Source organism: Enterobacter soli (assembly GCF_964208575.1).
GTDB classification, from domain to species: domain Bacteria; phylum Pseudomonadota; class Gammaproteobacteria; order Enterobacterales; family Enterobacteriaceae; genus Enterobacter; species Enterobacter soli_A.
Genome location: NZ_CAXOFU010000026.1, coordinates 1 through 17,784, shown reverse-complemented (window position 1 = coordinate 17,784; position 17,784 = coordinate 1). Strand labels below are relative to the sequence as shown.

Sequence of the window (17,784 nt, the reverse complement as noted above, 5' to 3'; positions counted from 1 at the left end):
GTCTATACCATATCAATATTCCTGGCCGACAGAGGTAAAAGGAAATGACAGACAACCTGCAACTCACGCAACTGGTCGACGCCTGCCGCTGGATTGGCGCGAAAGGCTGGGCACCCGCCACCGGCGGCAACATGTCGGTACGTCAGGATAGCGCCCTGTGCTGGCTTAGCGAATCGGGCAAAGACAAGGGGAGCCTCACGGTCGAGGATTTCCTGCAAGTCGAGATAGCCACCAACCGCGCGCCGTCAGGCCGCAAGCCCTCGGCCGAAACCGGGCTGCACACCCTCATTTACCGCCTGTTCCCGGAGGCCAACGCCGTGCTGCACGTTCACACGGTCAACGCCACGGTGCTGTCGCGGCTGGTGAAGGCATCAGAACTGCAAATCAGCGGTTTTGAGATGCAAAAATCCCTCTCCGGGCAGACCACGCATCTGGATACCCTGACCATTCCGGTATTCGATAACGATCAGGACATCGACGCCCTCGCCTCGCGAATCGCCCATTACGCGCAGGAACGCACCCTTAATTATGGTTTTCTTCTGCGCGGCCATGGCTTAACCTGCTGGGGGCGCGACGTGGCGGAAGCCCGTCGTCACCTGGAAGGCCTGGAATTCTTATTTGAATGCGAAATGCGTTTACGACAACTGGAGAGAATATGATTCGCGCGATTGTGACGGATATTGAAGGGACCACCAGCGATATCCGTTTTGTCCATGATGTTTTGTTCCCCTATGCGCGTGAGCGGCTGGCGGCCTTCGTGACCGCGCAGCAGTACGCCGAACCGGTCAAATCGATTCTGGACAACCTGCGCGATGAAATCGAACAGCCGCACGCCAGCGTTAGCGACCTGATTACCGCGCTGTTTGCCTTTATGGATGAAGATCGTAAGTCCACCGCGCTGAAGGCGTTACAGGGCATCATCTGGCACGACGGCTACGTGAACGGCGACTTTACCGGACATCTCTACCCCGACGTGCTGCCTGCGCTGGAAAAATGGAAGGCGCAAGGGATTGATCTCTATGTTTATTCCTCTGGCTCCGTCGCCGCGCAGAAACTGTTATTTGGCTACAGCGATGAAGGTGATATTACTCATCTGTTCAGCGGCTATTTTGATACGCACATCGGCGCCAAGCGCGAGGTGCAGTCTTATCAGAACATTGCGGCGCATACCGGCATTGCCCCGTCGCAAATCCTGTTCTTGTCTGATATCCATCAGGAGCTGGACGCCGCCGAGCAGGCAGGTTTTCGCACCCTGCAGCTGATTCGCGGTGATGATGATGGCGCGAGCCACCACCATCAGGTTCACCAGTTTGACGAGATTAACCCGGAGCAGATCCCTTCATGAGCGCATTAACGATTTTTTCTGATAAAGACGCCAGCCAGCACCAGTGGCACAGCACCGACGCCGCCGAGATCGCCCAACAGCTCAACGCCAAAGGCGTGCGTTTTGAACGCTGGGCGGCGGATCGTGATTTGGGGCGCGATCCAGCCCCAGAGGCGGTGATCGAGGCCTATCAGCATGCGATCGATAGGCTGGTGGCGGAGAAAGGCTATCAGAGCTGGGATGTGATCAGCCTGCGCGCCGACAACCCGCAAAAGGACGCGCTGCGCGCGAAGTTCCTGAACGAGCATACCCACGGCGAAGACGAAGTGCGCTTCTTTGTTGAGGGCGCCGGGCTGTTCTGCCTGCACATCGGCGACGAGGTGTATCAGGTGCTGTGCGAGAAAAACGACCTGATTTCGGTGCCCGCGGGCACGCCGCACTGGTTCGATATGGGGTCAGAACCGAACTTTACGGCGATCCGAATTTTCGATAACCCGGAAGGCTGGGTGGCGCAATTTACGGGCGATGCGATCGCGGATGCGTATCCACGCCTGGCATAGGTAAAAGCAAAACGGCAGCTAACGCTGCCGTTTTTAGTGTTTGCTCCCTCTCCCTGTGGGAGAGGGTCGGGGTGAGGGCACCAGAGCGCACTACCGTTTTAGCCCCTTCACATACGCCACCAGCTGATCCAGCACAATCCCCCACCCTTCGTGGAAGCCCATCTGCTCGTGCTGTTCGCGGATCTCCACCGTCGGGTGCCGCGCTATCGCGGTGTAGCGGGTCTTCCCTTCTCCGACATCTTCCAGCAGCAAAATCGCGGTCATAAACGGCTTCTCGGCGGGCTTCCAGCCTTCGGTGTAGCCGTCGGTGAAGACCAGCTTCCTGCCCGGATCGATATCGAGAAAAACGCCCTTGTTGTCCATGCGCTGCCCGTCAACCTCGAACACGGTGTTGAACCGCCCGCCGACGCGCAGGTCGAGGTCGCATTCGATCACCTTATGGGGAACGGGAATGAAGAACTTTTTGATGTGTTCGGGGGTGGTCCAGCAGAGCCAGAGCAGGTCGCGCGGTGCGTCCACCACGCGCTCCAGCTTTAAGTCGGTATTGGGATCGAGCGTCACGATGTTGTCCTCTCAGGGGAACCCCTTAAAGGATAGCCGGACTCAGGCAAATTTCCCTTCAGCAACCTCCTGCGGCGTGACCACGCCGGTGTCCAGCACCCAGCAGCTAATCAGCGACGCCGGGGTGACGTCAAACGCCGGGTTGTACACCTGCGCATCTTCCGGGGCCCACTGCACCGCGCCAAAGCTCCCGGCGACGCCCGTCACTTCCGCCGCCGCGCGCTGCTCAATCGGGATCGCGTCCCCGTTCGGGCAGGCAGGATCCAGCGTGGTTTGCGGGGCGGCGACGTAGAACGGAATGCCGTGGAATTTCGCCAGCACCGCCAGGGAATAGGTGCCAATTTTGTTCGCCACATCGCCGTTGGCGGCAATGCGGTCTGCGCCGACCCACACCGCGTCGACCTGCCCTTTTGCCATCAGGCTGGCGGCCATCGAATCGGTAATCAGCTTATACGGCACGCCCAGCTCGCCCAGCTCCCAGGCGGTTAATCGGCCGCCCTGCAACAGCGGACGGGTTTCATCCACCCACACGCTGCTGACGTTGCCTTCCCGATGCGCACGGGCAATTACTCCCAGCGCGGTGCCGACGCCCGCCGTTGCAAGCCCGCCGGTATTGCAGTGGGTCAACAGGCGGCTGCCGGGCTTCACCAGCGCGCTGCCCGCTTTCGCGATGGCATCGCAAAGCTGCCTGTCTTCTTCGATCAGGCGCAGGGCTTCAGCCGCCAGCGCCGGCACGAAATCCTCCTGCCACAGGGCCTGCTTCATCCGGTCGAGGTTGTTCATCAGGTTCACCGCCGTCGGGCGGGACGCGCGCAGGGTGTCCAGCGCAGCGGCCAGCTCGTCGCGGCTGCCGCCGTTTTCCGCCAGCAGCGCCAGCAGCAGGCTGGCAGAGAGGCCAATCAGCGGCGCGCCGCGCACGCGCAGGGCGTGAATGTGTCCCACAAGCGCCTCTGTGCTGGAGGCATCCAGCCAGCTTTTCTCCTGCGGAAGCGCCTGCTGGTCGAGAATAAATAGCTGATTATCCGCCACCCGCAGGCTGGTCGTCTGTAATGTCTGCATGTCGTTAATTCTCTGTTGCGTTGTTGTAGCACATTGTGTCAGGATGAAATCCAGATGTATAGACGTCTAAATGTCTTTATTAGCAAATCAGTGAGGAACAGGCAATGTCGCAATACCGTACCTTTACCGCTCAGGACGCCGTGGAGTATGCAAAGCAGTTCGGCGGCCTTGATAACCCATCGTCACTGGTGGAGGCGCAGGAGGTGGGCGACGGCAACCTCAATCTGGTGTTTAAGATTTTCGACAGCCAGGGCGTGAGCCGCATCGTCGTCAAGCAGGCGCTGCCCTACGTGCGCTGCGTGGGCGAGTCCTGGCCGCTGACCCTTGACCGCGCCCGCCTGGAGGCGCAAACCCTGGTCGAGCACTACCGCCACAGCCCGCAGCACACCGTTAAAATTCACCACTTCGACCCGGAGCTGGCGGTGATGGTGATGGAAGATCTCTCCAGCCATCGCATCTGGCGCGGCGAGCTGATCAAGAATAACCACTACCCGCAGGCCGCGCGCCAGCTGGGGGAATACCTCGCCCACACGCTGTTCCACACCAGCGATTTTTATCTGCACCCGCACGAGAAAAAGGCGCAGGTGGCGAAGTTCATTAACCCGGAGATGTGCGAGATCACCGAAGATCTGTTCTTCAACGATCCGTATCAGATCCACGAGCGCAATAGCTATCCCGCCGAGCTGGAAAACGACGTTGCCGCCCTGCGCGACGACGCGCAGCTCAAGGTGGCGGTGGCCGCCCTGAAGCACCGCTTCTTCTCGCAGGCCGAAGCGCTGCTGCACGGCGATATTCACAGCGGCTCGATCTTCGTGGCGGAGGATAGCCTGAAGGCCATCGACGCCGAGTTTGGCTATTACGGCCCCATCGGTTTTGACGTGGGCACCGCCATTGGCAACCTGCTGCTGAACTTCTGCGGCCTGCCGGGGCATCTGGGCATTCGCGATGCCGCCGCCGCCCGCGAGCAGCGCCTGAACGATATCCAGACGCTGTGGACGACCTTCGCAGAACGCTTCCAGGCGCTGGCCACGGAGAAAACCCGCGATGCGGCGTTAAGCACCCCGGGCTATGCCTCGGCGTTCCTGAAGAAAGTGTGGCAGGACGCGATTGGCTTCTGCGGCACCGAGCTGATTCGCCGCAGCGTGGGGCTGTCCCACGTGGCGGATATCGATACCATTGCGGACGACGCGATGCGCCACGAGTGCCTGCGCCACGCCATTACCCTGGGCAAGGCGCTGATTGTGATTGCGGATCGTATCGACAGCGTGGAAGAGCTGGTGGCGCGGGTGCGTCAGTACAGTTAAGCGTTGTGCGGGCGGGTGCCCTCACCCTGACCCTCTCCCACAGGGAGAGGGAATTGTTTCTCACCCCAGATACTCAATCACCGACAGCCCGCCGTTGTAGTCCGTGCTGTAGATAATCCCCTGCGCATCCACAAACACATCGCACGACTGGATCACCTGCGGGCGGTTCGGGCGGGTGTCCATCATCTTCTCCGGCGCCGCGGGCACCAGCGCGCCGGTTTCCACCGGGCGATACGGGTTCGAAATGTCGTACGCGCGCACGCCGGCGTTCTGGTAGGTGGCGAAGATCAGCGTGGAGCTGACAAAACTCCCCGGACGGTTCTCGTGCAGGTTGTGCGGGCCGAAGTGCGCCCCTTTCGCCACGTAGTCGATCTCATCCGGCTGCGGGAAGGTGGAAATGCTCACCGGGTTCGACGGCTCGCGGATGTCGAACAGCCAGATAAGCTTCTCGCCGTCCTCCTGATTGTCGAGCACCGCTTCGTCCAGCACCACCAGCAGGTCGCGATCCGGCAGCGGCAGCGCGGTGTGCGTCCCACCGCCGAACGGCGGGCTCCAGTTGCGATGGCTGATAAGCTTCGGCTGGGTGCGATCCTTCACGTCCAGCAGGGTTAATCCGCCGTCGCGCCAGCTGCCGTAGGCGGTATCCCCGGCGATAATGGCGTGGTGCAGCGCGTAGCGTTTGCCCTCCGGCCAGTTCGGCTTTTCGCCGTCGGCCTGGTTCATGCCCGGCAGCCACCAGCGCCCCGCCACTTCGGGCCTGCGCGGATCGGCCAGATCGATGGTCAGGAAGATGTAGTCGGTAAAGCCGTCGATCAGCGCGGAAACGTACGCCCAGCGCCCGCCCACGTACCAGATGCGGTGGATGCCGATGCCGTTCAGCGACAAAAAGCCAATTTCGCGCGGCCTGTCCGGCGTGGAAATATCAAACACCCGCAGCCCGGCGCTCCAGCCTTTGTCCTGCACGTCGCTGACGGTCTCCCCCACCTGACGGGTGTAGTAGACCTTTTCATCGGCAAAGCGTGCATCGGCGAACAGATCCCGGGCGTTAATGACCAGCAGCAGGTCGTCGTGCGCCTGCAAATGTACGTTCCAGGTGCCCGGCGGCGCGGGCACGTAGCCTGCGGCCTTCGGGTTATTCGGGTCGCGCACGTCCACAATGGAAAAGCCCTGGGACACCATATGGCCGATATAGGCAAAACCGCGATGCACCATCAGCTGCACGCCGTCCGGGCGGCCGCCCTGATCGCTGTGGCCAATCAGGCGCATGTTGCGGCTGTATTCGGGAGGGGGTAAATGAGTCACCTTGAGCTCCTTTCGCCGGGTGGCGGCTGCACCTTACCCGGCCTACCAAACCGTAGGCCCGGTAAGCGCAGCGCCACCGGGCATTATTTTGATTTCGCTTCCAGCGTCGCAAACCACGGGGCGATAAAGTCTTCGGTCTGGCCCCAGCCTGGAATAATTTTCCCCAGCGACGCCACGTTCACCGCGCCCGGCTGGGCGGTCAGCAGCGCCTGCGGAATTGCCGCCGCTTTAAACTCGTAGGTCGCTGGCGTGGTTTCCCCGGCAATCTTGTTGGCGACCAGACGCACGTTGGTCGCGCCAATCAGCTTCGGATCCACCGCCACGCTTACCTTCCACGGGCTGCCGGATTCGCGCATCAGCTGTAAATCCTGGTTCGAGATGTCGATGCTGTAGAGCTTGATCTCGGTGCGGCCGTTCTCCTTCAGCGCTTTATACGCGCCCTGGCTGAACGCGTCCCAGGTGCCCCAGATAGCGTCGATCTTGCCTTTCGGGTATTTCGCCAGAATAGCGCCCACCTTGTTGGCGGTATCGCCCTGCACGTCAGAGGAAACCGCGCCGATAGACTCCAGCTCTTTGATGTCCGGGTACTGCTTTTGCAACTCTTTATACGCCGCCTGACGACGCTCCATCGGCGGGAAGCCCGCCACCCACAGCTTGACGATATTGGCCTTGCCGTTGAAATCTTTCGCCAGCTGGCCGAAGGAGAGATGGGTCAGCGAGGCATCATCCTGTTGGGTTACGGTCACGCCGGGGATCTCGCCGTTGACGGCGGTATCAAACACCGACACTTTAATCCCGGCGTCCACCGCTTTTTTCACCAGCGCGGTGGAATACGGGTCGCGGCCCTGAGAGAGGATGATCCCGTCATACTTCTGGCTGATGGCCTGATTGACGAAGTCCTGGAATTTGGCGTCGTCGCCGTTACTTAAAAAGGTGCTGACCTTAAAGCCGAGCTTTTTCCCTTCCTGAATGGCGCCGGCGATAAACTGGGTGGTGTTATCGTCAGAGCCGAGGTTGCGGATCACCGCAATGCGAATCGGACCGTCGTGGCCGGCAATCGCCGCCGGAACCGGGGCAGGCGTTGCCGCATAGCCCGGCAGAGAAGTCAGTAACCCTAGCGCAACCAAAGAAAGTGCAATCTTTTTCATGTGTTATCCCGTTGTGTTGTTAGCGTTTTTGTACGTAGGTAATCGCCAGCGCGACGGCCAGCACCAGCCCTTTTATAATGTCCATGGCGTAATACGGCACCGACAGCATCACCAGCCCGTTCGACAGCACGCCAAGAATGACGGCCCCCACCAGCGTTCCAAGCGCGTTCGGCTTGCCGGAACCCGCCAGCGAAAAGCCAATCCACGCCGCCGCCACCGCATCCATCAGGTATCCCCCGCCCGCGTTCACCTGGGATGACCCGATGCGCGAGGCCAGCAGAATGCCGCCCAGCCCCGCCAGCAGAGAGGCAATCACGTAGGCCGCCACCTTGTAGCGGGTGGTGCGGATGCCGGACAGACGCGCCGCCTCCGGGTTGCCGCCGATGGCGTACATGCGGCGTCCGTGGGTGGTCAGCGAGAGCCCAAGCTGCGCCACAATGGTCACCACCAGCATGATGATAACGATGGTCGGCACCTGCCCGAGCAGGCTGAACGCCGCCGGAATCGTCCCTTCCGCCATATCGCCGCTCGGCAGCACCATGTTTTCGGTAATCGACCCGCCGTAGCTGTAGGTCATCGCCACGCCCTGAATGACAAACAGGCTGGCGAGGGTGGCGAGCATGTCCGGGATGCGCAGAATGACGATCAGAAAGGCGTTAAACAGCCCGACCAGCGAGCAGAGCGCGAGGGTGATCAGAATCGACTCGGTGGTGCCGAAGCCGTGCCAGACGAACAGCGATACCACCAGCGCGTTCGCCAGCGACGCCGTAGATCCCACGGAGAGATCGAACCCGCCGATGGTCAGCGAAATCGACACGCCGATGGCGATCACCGTTACGATGGCAATGGAGCGCAGGATGTTGATGATGTTGTTCGGATCGAGGAAGTTGTCCGACGCCAGGCCAAACACCGCCACCAGCGCGACCACGGTCAGCAGCATGCCCCACTTGTAAAGAAAATCGAAAATGTGCTGACGGCCAGACGCCGCCGCAGTCACTGAAAGGGCCTTGCTCACGACGCCGTTCCTCCGGTTGAATAATAAAGTAGTGTCTCTTCACGGGCCTCGGCCCCGGCGATTTCCGCCACCACGCGCCCGTCCCACAGCACGCAGATGCGGTCGCACAGCCCGACCAGCTCGGCAAACTCGCCGGAGGCGTAAATCACCCCTTTGCCCTCGCGCGCCAGGCCGTCGATAAGCTGGAAAAGATCGGTTTTGGCCTTCACGTCCACGCCCTTGGTCGGCTCATCAAAAATCAGCACGCTGGCGTCGTTGCGCAGCCATTTGCCGATCGCCACCTTCTGCTGGTTGCCGCCGGAAAGCCGGCGCAGCACCTGCCCCGGACCACGTGCGCGCACGCCCACCCGGGCAATCACCTCTTCCGCCCAGCGCCACGCCTGACGATGCCCGAACAGGCTCCAGCGCGAAAACGTGTTGTCGGCGCTCACGGCAAGGTTCATGCTCACCGGCTCATCGATAAAAATGCCCTCTTTGCGCCGCTCCTCCGGCACCAGCGCCAGGCCGCGCAGCACCGAGTCCGCCGGATCGCGCGGCTGCCACGGCTGATGATTCAGCTCGCCGCGCGCGACGCGGCTTTTGCTCGCGCCAAACAGCGCCTTGCAAAGCTCCGTTTTACCCGCGCCCGCCAGCCCCGCGATGCCAAGAATTTCCCCCCTGCGCAGATGCAGGGAGATATCTTTCAGCAGCGCGTCGTCGTGCAGCCCCTCAATGCGCAGCAGGGTTTCGTCGCTGTGCGGTGGGCGCGCGGGCGGGTAGATATCGCTCAGCTCGTGGCCGAGCATCTTCTCAACGATCTCTTCGCCGCTCAGATCCGCCATCGGGCCGGACTCAATCAGCTTGCCGTCGCGCAGCACCGTCAGGGTGTCGCAGATGGCCTTCAGCTCATGAATGCGGTGCGAGATAAACACCACGCCGATCCCCTGCTGCTGCAGGCGTTTCACCACCGCAAACAGGCGCTCGCTTTCGTGGGCGTCCAGCGGCGCGGTGGGCTCATCGAGGATCAGAAAACGGCAGTGGTGCGAAAGCGCCCGCGCCAGCAAAATCTGCTGCTTTTCCGCCAGCGTGCAGCCGTCAACCGAACGGCGCACGTCCAGCGCCACGTCCAGCTGCGCCAGCGCCTGTCGCGCCTGCTGGCGGATCGCCCCCCAGCGGTAGCCGTGGCCCGGCTGGGCCAGCTGGTCGAGCATGATGTTTTCGGCAATGCTTAAGCCCGGGATCAGCGCGACGTCCACTTCCTGCTGCACCAGGTGAATGCCGAGCAGCTTGGCGTCGCGCGGTTCACGAATGCTCACCGGCTGGTTGTTAATGCAGATCTCACCTTCATAGCGCTCGTGCGTGCCGCACAGCACCGCCATCAGCGTGGATTTCCCGGCACCGTTCGCGCCGGTCAGCGCGTGTACCGAACCGCCCGTGAGGGTGAAGTCAACGCGCGACAGCGCCTGAAAGCCGGAAAAGGCCAGGCTGATGCCGCGCATCTCAAGGCGACTGGAAACCATCCGCGTAACCCCTTCATTAATATTTTGATTTATGGAATTTTTCACAGCTCCGGTTGACTGACAACGACGGAAAAGGCATAAGATAAAGCGAAATATTATTAGCCATCCGGATGTCCAGACATAACATCGGGTTAGCGCTTGCTAAAAAAAGGACAATACCATGAGCAACACCGATATCCGCGTCGTGCCTGGCCCGGCGAACTACTTCTCCCACGCCGGAAGCCTTGCGCGTCTGAACGATTTCTTCACCCCGGAACAGTTTTCCCGCGCGGTGTGGATCTACGGTGAGCGCGCCATCGTGGGCGCCCGTCCGTTCCTGCCGGAGAGCTTTAACGCGCCGGGGGCTAAGCACCTGCTGTTTAAGGGCCACTGCAGCGAGCGTGACGTCGCGGAGCTGGTGAACGCATCAGGCAGCGACGCCAGCGTGGTGATTGGCGTGGGCGGCGGCGCGGTGATGGACACGGTGAAAGCCGTGGCGCGTCGCCTGGCCGTTCCGTTCGTGGGGATTCCAACCGTCGCCGCCACCTGCGCGGCCTGGACGCCGCTGTCGGTCTGGTATAACGATGCCGGTCAGGCGCTGCAGTTTGAGATCTTCGACGACGCCAATTTCCTGGTGCTGGTGGAGCCCAATATCATCCTCAACGCTCCGGCCGAATACCTGTTGGCGGGCATTGGCGACACGCTTGCGAAATGGTACGAAGCGGTGGTGCTGGCGCCCGAGCCGGAGCACCTGCCGCTGACCGTGCGTCTGGGAATTAACGGCGCGCTGGCGATCCGCGACGTACTGCTCGAGAGCAGCGAACGGGCGCTGGCCGACCAGCGGCGCGGGGAAGCGACGCAGGCGTTTAAAGACGTGGTGGATGCCATCATTGCCGGCGGCGGCATGGTGGGCGGGCTCGGCGAGCGCTACACCCGCGTGGCGGCGGCGCACGCGGTGCATAACGGCCTGACCGTGCTGCCGCAAACCGAGAAATACCTCCACGGCACCAAAGTGGCCTACGGCATTCTGGTGCAAAGCGCCCTGCTCGGGCAGGATGAGGTGCTGGCGCAGCTGGTTGCCGCCTATCAGCGCTTCAGTCTGCCGACGACCCTGCGCGAGCTGGAGGTAGACATCCACAACCGTGACGAGCTGGATAAGGTTATCGCCCACACCCTGCGCCCGGTGGAGTCGATTCACTATCTGCCGGTGGAACTCAACCCGGCGGTATTACGCAGGGCGTTTGAGAAGGTGGAATCCTTCAGCCGCTAATCGCCCCGACCGTCTATACCTAATGATGATTCTCACCACTCTCGCAACGAGGTCATCATGCAGATCGATTTAACAGGTAAGAAGGCGCTGGTTACCGGCGCCAGCCGCGGGCTTGGGCGTGCCATTGCCCTGTCTCTCGCCCGGGCAGGCGCCGATGTGGTTATCACCTATGAAAAATCCGCCGAGAAAGCCCAGGCGGTGGTCAGTGAGATTACGGCGCTCGGGCGCAAAGGCGAGGCGGTTCAGGCCGACAGCGCCAGCGCCGAAGCCATTCAGGATGCGGTAACGCACGCGGCACGCACCCTCGGCGGGCTGGATATTCTGGTCAACAACGCCGGGATTGCGCGCGGCGGCCCGCTGGAGGCCATGACCCTTGCGGATATCGACGCGCTGATTAACGTCAACATTCGCGGCGTGGTGATCGCCACCCAGGCGGCGCTGACCCACCTTTCCGACGGCGGGCGCATCATCAATATCGGCAGTTGCCTGGCTAACCGCGTTGCCCAGCCGGGTATCGCCGTCTATTCCATGACCAAATCCGCCCTGAACTCCCTTACCCGCGGTCTGGCGCGCGACCTCGGGCCGCGCGGCATTACCGTTAATATTGTGCATCCTGGCCCGACGAACAGCGATATGAACCCGGAGGACGGCGAGCAGGCCGATTCGCAGCGCCAGCTGATTGCCATCGGGCATTACGGTCAGCCTGAGGATGTGGCGGCGGCAGTAACGTTTCTCGCCAGCCCCGCCGCCGGGCAGATCTCCGGCACCGGTCTGGACGTGGACGGCGGGCTGAATGCCTGAAGCCCGCTAGCATATTTTCTGCACGCCTCTGTCGCCCGGCAGAGGCGCTTTCGAGCCGCCTCGACGAATCACACTTTGCCGCTTTTTCCCGCCGTTCATCCCCTCTACAGTGCGACATAAGAAATTCGGAATTTATCTAATAGTCTAATTATTCCCTTATATTTTGTGTGGGCGTACAGTGGAGGTACGGATGAAGATTGTTTGGTCACGGGTTGCAAAGAAAGCGCTATCCAGAATTGATAGCCGCTATCGTCAACGAATTGAAACGAAGCTTACGAAACTGGATGACCGGTCAGCTCCCCGACCCGATATCATAAAAATATCGGCTTCAGAAAATCATTTCCGGCTACGCGTTGGCGATTACCGCATTCTAATTATGCTGCGGGACGATCCCGTAGATCATTGTTATGTAGTGGATATTAAACGCAGAACATCAACCACTTACTTGCACGAGGAAAAGACACCCTATGGCTGTACAGCTAATTAAGGACGAAAACGGAAATACGCAATACGTGGTGATTCCCTATAACGAATACTTTCGCATGTGCCTGGAGATGGCAGAGATCGACGACGAAACCGACGACGACCTGGAGGATATTGAAGTCGAACACGATTGTTATGATGACGTGGAACTGCCGGGCGAGGTTTGCAGCATCATGACCTGGCAAAACGTCAGCCTGCAGGCCGCCTGGCGCATTCTCCGCGGCATGTCCCAGCAGGAAGTGGCTGAAAAGCTCGGCATCAGCCAGTCTGCCGTATCACAGCTTGAAGCCCTGGACTCTCGTCCGCAAAAGCGCACCCGCGAAAAGCTGGCGGCCATTTATGGCTGTAATCAGGAGCAGATCAGTCTCTATTTACCGAAAGAGGGTTAACAGCACTTCGCCCCGCCTTTGCCGCCGTAGCGCGCGTCCTGGCGGTCGCGGAAAAATTCTTCGTAGGTCATCGGCGTCTGGTCTGGGTGGTTGACGCGCATATGTTCGACGTAGTTGTCGTAATCCGGCACGCCGATCATCATTTTGGCGGCCTGGCCTAAGTATTTACCTGCTTTGGAGAGGGTGTCGAACATAGATCATTTCTCGTGTGTATCCCCTCACCCTAACCCTCTCCCCAGAGGGGAGAGGGAACTTTTAACACCCTCTCCCCTTTGGGGAGAGGGCTGGGGTGAGGGGTATCCTTAGTAAAATTAATGCGCCCCTTTCGCCTGAGTCACTATTTCATCCAGATTCTCAGGCATTGGCTCATACGGAGTCTCTTTCGCCGTTGGCTTGTCGACTTTCAGCGCCGCCAGCGCGGTTTTGAGAGAGTACAACGCCAGCACCACAACCACCACCATAAAGAAGATGGTCAGACCGGCATCCAGACGGTTGTTAAACACCAGCTGCGACAGCTGGGACTCGGTATATTGCGCCGGGATTTTACCGCTGTCGATCATCGCCTGGAACTTATTGGCGATGGCCAGGAAGCCCACTTTGTTATCCGGGCTAAAGGCTTTCTGCCAGCCTGCGGTCAGGGTACAGATCAGCAGCCACGCGGTCGGCACCAGGGCGACCCAGGCGTAACGCTGGCGCTTCATCTTGAACAGCACCACGGCACAGAGCATCAGCGCCATGCCCGCCAGCATCTGGTTGGCGATGCCGAACAGCGGCCACAGGGTGTTGATCCCGCCCAGCGGATCCACCACGCCCTGATGCAGGAAATAGCCCCACGCCAGCACGCACAGCGCGGTTGCCAGCAGGTTGGCCGGTAGCGAGTCGGTGCGCTTCAGGTTCGGGGAGATTACGCCGAGAAGATCCTGCAGCATAAAGCGCGCCGCGCGGGTCCCGGCATCCACCGCCGTCAGGATAAACAGCGCTTCGAACAGAATGGCGAAGTGATACCAGAACGACACGTCCATCAGGCCGCCCAGCGCGCCGTGGAGAATATACGCCATCCCCACCGCCAGCGTCGGCGCACCGCCCGCGCGGGAGATGATCGACTGCTCGCCCACCTCGTTGGCAATGTGCGTAAGCGTTTCAGGGGTAATGGCAAAGCCCCAGCCGCTCACCACCTGCGCGGCGGACGCCACCACGTCAACCGTACCGGCCGGGGCCAGCACCGCCATCGGGCTGTTCATCGCGAAGTAGACGCCCGGATCGATGATGCAGGCAGACACCAGCGCCATGATCGCCACGAAGGACTCCATCAGCATGCCGCCGTAGCCAATCAGGCAGGCCTGGTTTTCGTTCGCCAGCATCTTCGGCGTGGTGCCGGAGGCGATCAGCGCGTGGAAGCCAGACACCGCGCCGCAGGCGATGGTGATAAACAGGAACGGGAACAGGTTGCCGGTCCAGACCGGGCCGGTGCCGTCAACGAATTTGGTCAGCGCGGGCATGGTCAGAGTCGGGCGCATAATCAGAATGCCGATGGCCAGACCAACGATGGTGCCGATTTTCAGGAAGGTCGAGAGGTAGTCGCGCGGGGCCAGCAGCAGCCAGACGGGCAGCACTGCCGCCACGAAACCGTATCCCACCAGCATCCAGGTGAGCTGCACGCCGGTGAAGTCGAAGAACGGTGCCCAGGTCGGGCTTTCCGCCACCCAGCCGCCGGAGATAATCGCGAACACCAGGAACACCAGGCCAATGACGGACACTTCACCGATGCGCCCCGGGCGCAGATAGCGAATGTAAATCCCCATAAACAGCGCCAGCGGAATGGTAAAGGCCACGGTGTAGGTTCCCCACGGGCTGTGGGTCAGCGCTTTCACCACGATCATCGCCAGCACCGCCAGAATGATCACCATGATCATAAAGGTCGCGACCAGCGCAATCACCCCGGCGGTTGCGCCCATCTCCTCTTTGACCAGCTCGCCCAGCGAGCGACCGTCGCGGCGGGTCGAGACAAACAGCACCATAAAGTCCTGCACCGCCCCGGCCAGCACCACGCCCGCGAGGATCCAGATCATCCCCGGCAGGTAGCCCATCTGCGCCGCCAGCACCGGCCCCACCAGCGGGCCCGCCCCGGCAATCGCCGCGAAGTGGTGTCCGAACAGCACTTTTTTATCGGTCGGCACATAGTCTAGACCGTCGTTATGGCGCACCGCGGGCGTCATGCGGGTGGCATCAACCCCCAGCACGGTGTTGGCGATATAGCGCCCGTAAAAGCGATATGCGATCAGATAAATGCAGACGGAGGCAACGACTATCCACAGCGCATTGATCTGCTCACCCCGGTTGAGGGCGATGTAGCCCAGCGCAAATGCCCCCACAACGGAGAGCACTGCCCATTTAAGGTATTTCCCTGAGTTGTTCATGGTTGTTATCCGTTGTCGTGAAACAGTGGAATGTTACATTTTGTTTCTAGAACAACGCGCAAAATTTAACAACTCGGAAACACAATAATGTGTGGTCAAACCAGACATTTACACCACATTGTTAAGCCGATCACCTTCGCGCCGTCAGCGGTCACACTTTTGCCTTTTTCGTCCCGCCGCCGCATTACGGAATGATTTGTATCATCTTTTTAGAATATATCCTCGCCAGAATATCCTTGCGCGATCGCGCGCATACAAGGAAAAGGATATGAACAGTTCAGTACCTCAGGATTATAAGGTCGGGCCCGGCGCTTACTTCGCGCTGGCATTCGCCGCCGTTTTCTTCTCTGGCCTGTTGGGCGGAAAAGAGTGGTACGGCGTTTTCGATTTCACCACCCTCAACGGGGCGTTTGGCAAAGTGGTCAGTAAAGCGAGCCTCGACGGCGACACGCTCACTACCGCCACCAGCGCCTTTCGCGGACAGGGCGGCAGCGGCGCGATGGACGGTTTTCTCTTCGCGCTGGGGCTGATCCCCGCGGTAATGTTCGCCCTCGGCATGATTAACGTGCTGGAGCACTACGGCGCCCTGCGCGCCGCGCGCAAGCTGTTAACCCCGCTGCTGCGCCCGCTGCTGGGCATTCCCGGCACCGCCGGGCTGGCGCTGATCGGCAGCCTGCAAAGCACCGACGTGGGCGCGTCGCTCACGCGCAACCTCGCTGATGAAGGGCAAATCAGCGAATCGGAAAAAGACGTCTTCGCCATGTTCCAGTTCTCGGCGGGAGCGATGATCACCAACTTTTTCTCCTCCGGCGCGATCCTCTTCACCCTGATTGCCGTTGACGGCAGCGCGGCCGTGCCCACCTCCATCGGCGCATGTATCGCCGTGATGTTTATCATGAAAATTGTCGGCGCCAATCTGCTGCGCCTGATCCTCAAATTCACCGCTAAAGACGCCCCCGTGACACCCCAGGCAAAAGGAGAAGCCGCATGAGTGCTCCGCAATCCAATCCCGTCATCACCGATGTGTTTGTCGAAGGCGCGCGCAAGGGCTGGGGCATCGCCACCAGCAGCACCCTGCCGAACGTGGTGATGGCCTTTATCATTATTAAGGCGCTGGAAATTACCGGCGCGCTGAAGGGGCTCGGCATGATTTTCGCCCCGCTGATGGGGCTGTTTGGCCTGCCGGGCGAAGCCGCCGCGGTGCTGATTGGCGGCTGGATGTCGATGGGCGGCGGCATTGGCGTCGCCATCGGCCTGTTCGATAAAGGCATTCTCTCCGGCGAGCATCTGGCGATCCTGGCCCCGGCGATTTATCTGATGGGCTCCCAGGTGCAGTACCTCGGACGCATTCTCGGCGTGATCGGTACCCGCGCCAAACGTATTCCGCTGATGATTGCTATCTCGGTGATCAACGCATTTTTAGCCATGCTGCTGATGCGCATTATTCTCTGAACAGGACGTAACCATGAATCTGGAACACTACATTGAAGAACTGAAAACCCTGGTGAACGTGGACTGCGGCACCCAGACCATCGCCGGCGTCGCCACGGTGGCGGGCGTTATCGAGGCGCTGTGGCTGCGCGAGGGGTGGCACACCGAGCGCGTGGATCTGGGCGACAAGGTCGGCCCCGGCGTGTTCGTCTGCAACAAGCCGCAGTCGACGCAGTTTGACGTGCTGCTGGTCGGCCATCTGGACACCGTGTTCGCCCCCGGCACCGTTGCCGAGCGTCCGCTGAGCGAGGACGACACCCGCCTGTACGGGCCGGGCGTGTCGGATATGAAGAGCGGGTTGCTGAATATTTTGTGGGCGATGCGCCAGCTCGACGCCGCCGATAAATCCCGCCTGAGCATCGCGGTGGCGATGAACCCGGACGAAGAGACCGGCTCGGTCTATTCCCACGCGTGGATCGGCGAGCTGGCAAAACGCGCCCGCTGCGTGCTGGTGTGCGAAGCCGCGCGCGCCGACGGTTCGCTGGTGAAGGCGCGTAAAGGGATGGCGGGTTACCACCTCACCTTTAGCGGCGTGGCGGCGCACGCCGGGAACGACCCGGAGAAAGGCCGTTCGGCCGTCGTGGCGCTGGCAAACAGCATTCTGGCCATCAATGCGCTCACCGACTGGGATCGCGGCACCACGCTTAACGTGGGGGTGATCCAGGGCGGCAGCGCGGCAAACGTGGTGGCGGATAAGGCGGTGGCGGAGCTGGACGTGCGCTTCTGGGAAAACGACGAGTACGAGCGGGTGAATCAGGCGCTGGAAGCCCTGTGCGAGAAAGGCTTCCTCGACGGCGTGACGACGACCCTCACCCGCGTAAACCATAAGCCGGCAATGGCCGCGAGTGAGGCAACGCAGGCGCTGATGCGGCAGGTGGAAGCGGCGGGTAAAGCGGAAGGTATTGCCATCACCTGGCAGGCGGTGGGCGGCGGCAGCGACGCCAATCACACCGCCGCGCTGGGCATCCCGACGCTCGACGGCTTAGGTCCGGTGGGTGCAGGGTTCCACAGCCCGGCGGAGTGGCTGGATAAAGCGTCGATCGAGCCGCGGATCCGGTTGTTGAAGCGAATTGTGTCGATGATGTAGGCCCCATCCCCACAGGGGCCGATGAACCTCAGGCAATTTTTATTTCATGAAGCGCTGAGTGTTTGTCATAAAAATAGAAGGGTTACAGCGACACC

Annotated in this window: 19 protein-coding genes; 11 read left to right on the top strand and 8 right to left on the bottom strand. The window is 60.9% G+C overall.

The window, feature by feature from the left end; translation table 11 throughout:
* The first annotated feature begins 44 nt into the window (after positions 1–44).
* From AB6V08_RS20660 to AB6V08_RS20650, 3 genes are read left to right on the top strand one after another with little or no spacing between them, the layout of a single operon-like run.
* The gene (locus tag AB6V08_RS20660) at positions 45–659 is read left to right on the top strand and encodes a methylthioribulose 1-phosphate dehydratase (protein ID WP_368544679.1); all 615 of its coding nucleotides are present in this window, start codon (positions 45–47) and stop codon (positions 657–659) included.
* Complete coding sequence (gene mtnC / locus AB6V08_RS20655) at positions 656–1,345, top strand: acireductone synthase (protein ID WP_368544678.1); 690 nt, start codon at positions 656–658, stop codon at positions 1,343–1,345. The genes AB6V08_RS20660 and mtnC overlap by 4 nt, the downstream gene beginning before the upstream one ends.
* Positions 1,342–1,884: an acireductone dioxygenase gene (locus tag AB6V08_RS20650; protein WP_368544677.1), complete on the top strand. Its 543-nt coding sequence runs from the start codon at positions 1,342–1,344 to the stop codon at positions 1,882–1,884. The genes mtnC and AB6V08_RS20650 overlap by 4 nt, the downstream gene beginning before the upstream one ends.
* Positions 1,885–1,974: 90 nt before the next feature.
* On the opposite strand, the gene AB6V08_RS20645 is transcribed toward AB6V08_RS20650, so the two are convergent.
* The gene (locus AB6V08_RS20645; RefSeq protein WP_368544676.1) at positions 1,975–2,445 is read right to left on the bottom strand and encodes an SRPBCC family protein; all 471 of its coding nucleotides are present in this window, start codon (positions 2,443–2,445) and stop codon (positions 1,975–1,977) included.
* Positions 2,446–2,487: 42 nt separating this feature from the next.
* Positions 2,488–3,504 (bottom strand): S-methyl-5-thioribose-1-phosphate isomerase, encoded by a 1,017-nt coding sequence (mtnA, locus tag AB6V08_RS20640; protein ID WP_368544675.1) that lies wholly within the window; start codon positions 3,502–3,504, stop codon positions 2,488–2,490.
* A 104-nt stretch (positions 3,505–3,608) separates the two neighbouring features.
* Between mtnA and mtnK the strand changes: the two genes are divergently transcribed.
* Positions 3,609–4,808, top strand: coding sequence for an S-methyl-5-thioribose kinase (gene mtnK, locus AB6V08_RS20635; protein ID WP_368544674.1), 1,200 nt, complete (start codon positions 3,609–3,611; stop codon positions 4,806–4,808).
* A gap of 60 nt (positions 4,809–4,868) precedes the next feature.
* Here mtnK and AB6V08_RS20630 read toward each other — a convergent pair whose 3' ends face one another.
* From AB6V08_RS20630 to AB6V08_RS20615, 4 genes are all read right to left on the bottom strand, one after another.
* Positions 4,869–6,110 carry an LVIVD repeat-containing protein gene (locus AB6V08_RS20630; protein ID WP_368544673.1) on the bottom strand — a complete coding sequence of 414 codons (1,242 nt, stop codon included), beginning with the start codon at positions 6,108–6,110 and terminating at the stop codon, positions 4,869–4,871.
* 83 nt (positions 6,111–6,193) lie between these two features.
* Entirely contained in the window at positions 6,194–7,258 is a 1,065-nt protein-coding gene (locus tag AB6V08_RS20625) for a sugar ABC transporter substrate-binding protein (protein ID WP_368544672.1), read from the bottom strand.
* 19 nt (positions 7,259–7,277) lie between these two features.
* Positions 7,278–8,273 carry an ABC transporter permease gene (locus tag AB6V08_RS20620; RefSeq protein WP_368544671.1) on the bottom strand — a complete coding sequence of 332 codons (996 nt, stop codon included), beginning with the start codon at positions 8,271–8,273 and terminating at the stop codon, positions 7,278–7,280.
* Entirely contained in the window at positions 8,270–9,772 is a 1,503-nt protein-coding gene (locus AB6V08_RS20615; protein WP_368544670.1) for a sugar ABC transporter ATP-binding protein, read from the bottom strand. The genes AB6V08_RS20620 and AB6V08_RS20615 overlap by 4 nt, the downstream gene beginning before the upstream one ends.
* A gap of 160 nt (positions 9,773–9,932) precedes the next feature.
* Here AB6V08_RS20615 and AB6V08_RS20610 point away from each other — a divergent pair, with 160 nt between their 5' ends.
* The 4 genes from AB6V08_RS20610 to AB6V08_RS20595 all read left to right on the top strand — a co-directional run bounded on the left by AB6V08_RS20610 (position 9,933) and on the right by AB6V08_RS20595 (position 12,694).
* Positions 9,933–11,021, top strand: coding sequence for an oxidoreductase (locus AB6V08_RS20610; protein ID WP_368544669.1), 1,089 nt, complete (start codon positions 9,933–9,935; stop codon positions 11,019–11,021).
* Between the two features lie 57 nt (positions 11,022–11,078).
* Complete coding sequence (locus AB6V08_RS20605) at positions 11,079–11,822, top strand: SDR family NAD(P)-dependent oxidoreductase (RefSeq protein WP_368544668.1); 744 nt, start codon at positions 11,079–11,081, stop codon at positions 11,820–11,822.
* Positions 11,823–12,012: 190 nt separating this feature from the next.
* A complete protein-coding gene (locus tag AB6V08_RS20600; RefSeq protein ID WP_368544667.1) occupies positions 12,013–12,309 on the top strand; it encodes a type II toxin-antitoxin system RelE/ParE family toxin in 297 nt (98 codons plus the stop codon).
* Positions 12,290–12,694, top strand: coding sequence for a helix-turn-helix domain-containing protein (locus AB6V08_RS20595; RefSeq protein WP_368544666.1), 405 nt, complete (start codon positions 12,290–12,292; stop codon positions 12,692–12,694). The genes AB6V08_RS20600 and AB6V08_RS20595 overlap by 20 nt, the downstream gene beginning before the upstream one ends.
* Here the strand turns inward: AB6V08_RS20595 and AB6V08_RS20590 are convergent.
* Positions 12,691–12,888 carry a YbdD/YjiX family protein gene (locus tag AB6V08_RS20590; protein ID WP_006809671.1) on the bottom strand — a complete coding sequence of 66 codons (198 nt, stop codon included), beginning with the start codon at positions 12,886–12,888 and terminating at the stop codon, positions 12,691–12,693. The genes AB6V08_RS20595 and AB6V08_RS20590 overlap by 4 nt on opposite strands.
* 117 nt (positions 12,889–13,005) lie before the next feature.
* Positions 13,006–15,111 (bottom strand): pyruvate/proton symporter CstA, encoded by a 2,106-nt coding sequence (cstA, locus tag AB6V08_RS20585; RefSeq protein ID WP_368544665.1) that lies wholly within the window; start codon positions 15,109–15,111, stop codon positions 13,006–13,008.
* Between the two features lie 268 nt (positions 15,112–15,379).
* On the opposite strand from cstA, the gene AB6V08_RS20580 reads away from it, so the two are divergent.
* Genes AB6V08_RS20580 through AB6V08_RS20570 form a run of 3 tightly spaced genes read left to right on the top strand, consistent with a single transcriptional unit; the run spans position 15,380 to position 17,689 of the window.
* Positions 15,380–16,102 carry a nucleoside recognition domain-containing protein gene (locus tag AB6V08_RS20580; RefSeq protein ID WP_368544664.1) on the top strand — a complete coding sequence of 241 codons (723 nt, stop codon included), beginning with the start codon at positions 15,380–15,382 and terminating at the stop codon, positions 16,100–16,102.
* Positions 16,099–16,563 (top strand): YjiG family protein, encoded by a 465-nt coding sequence (locus AB6V08_RS20575; protein ID WP_368544663.1) that lies wholly within the window; start codon positions 16,099–16,101, stop codon positions 16,561–16,563. Before AB6V08_RS20580 ends, AB6V08_RS20575 begins: the two co-directional genes overlap by 4 nt.
* Before the next feature lie 13 nt (positions 16,564–16,576).
* A complete protein-coding gene (locus tag AB6V08_RS20570; protein WP_368544662.1) occupies positions 16,577–17,689 on the top strand; it encodes a M20 family metallopeptidase in 1,113 nt (370 codons plus the stop codon).
* Positions 17,690–17,784: the final 95 nt, after the last annotated feature.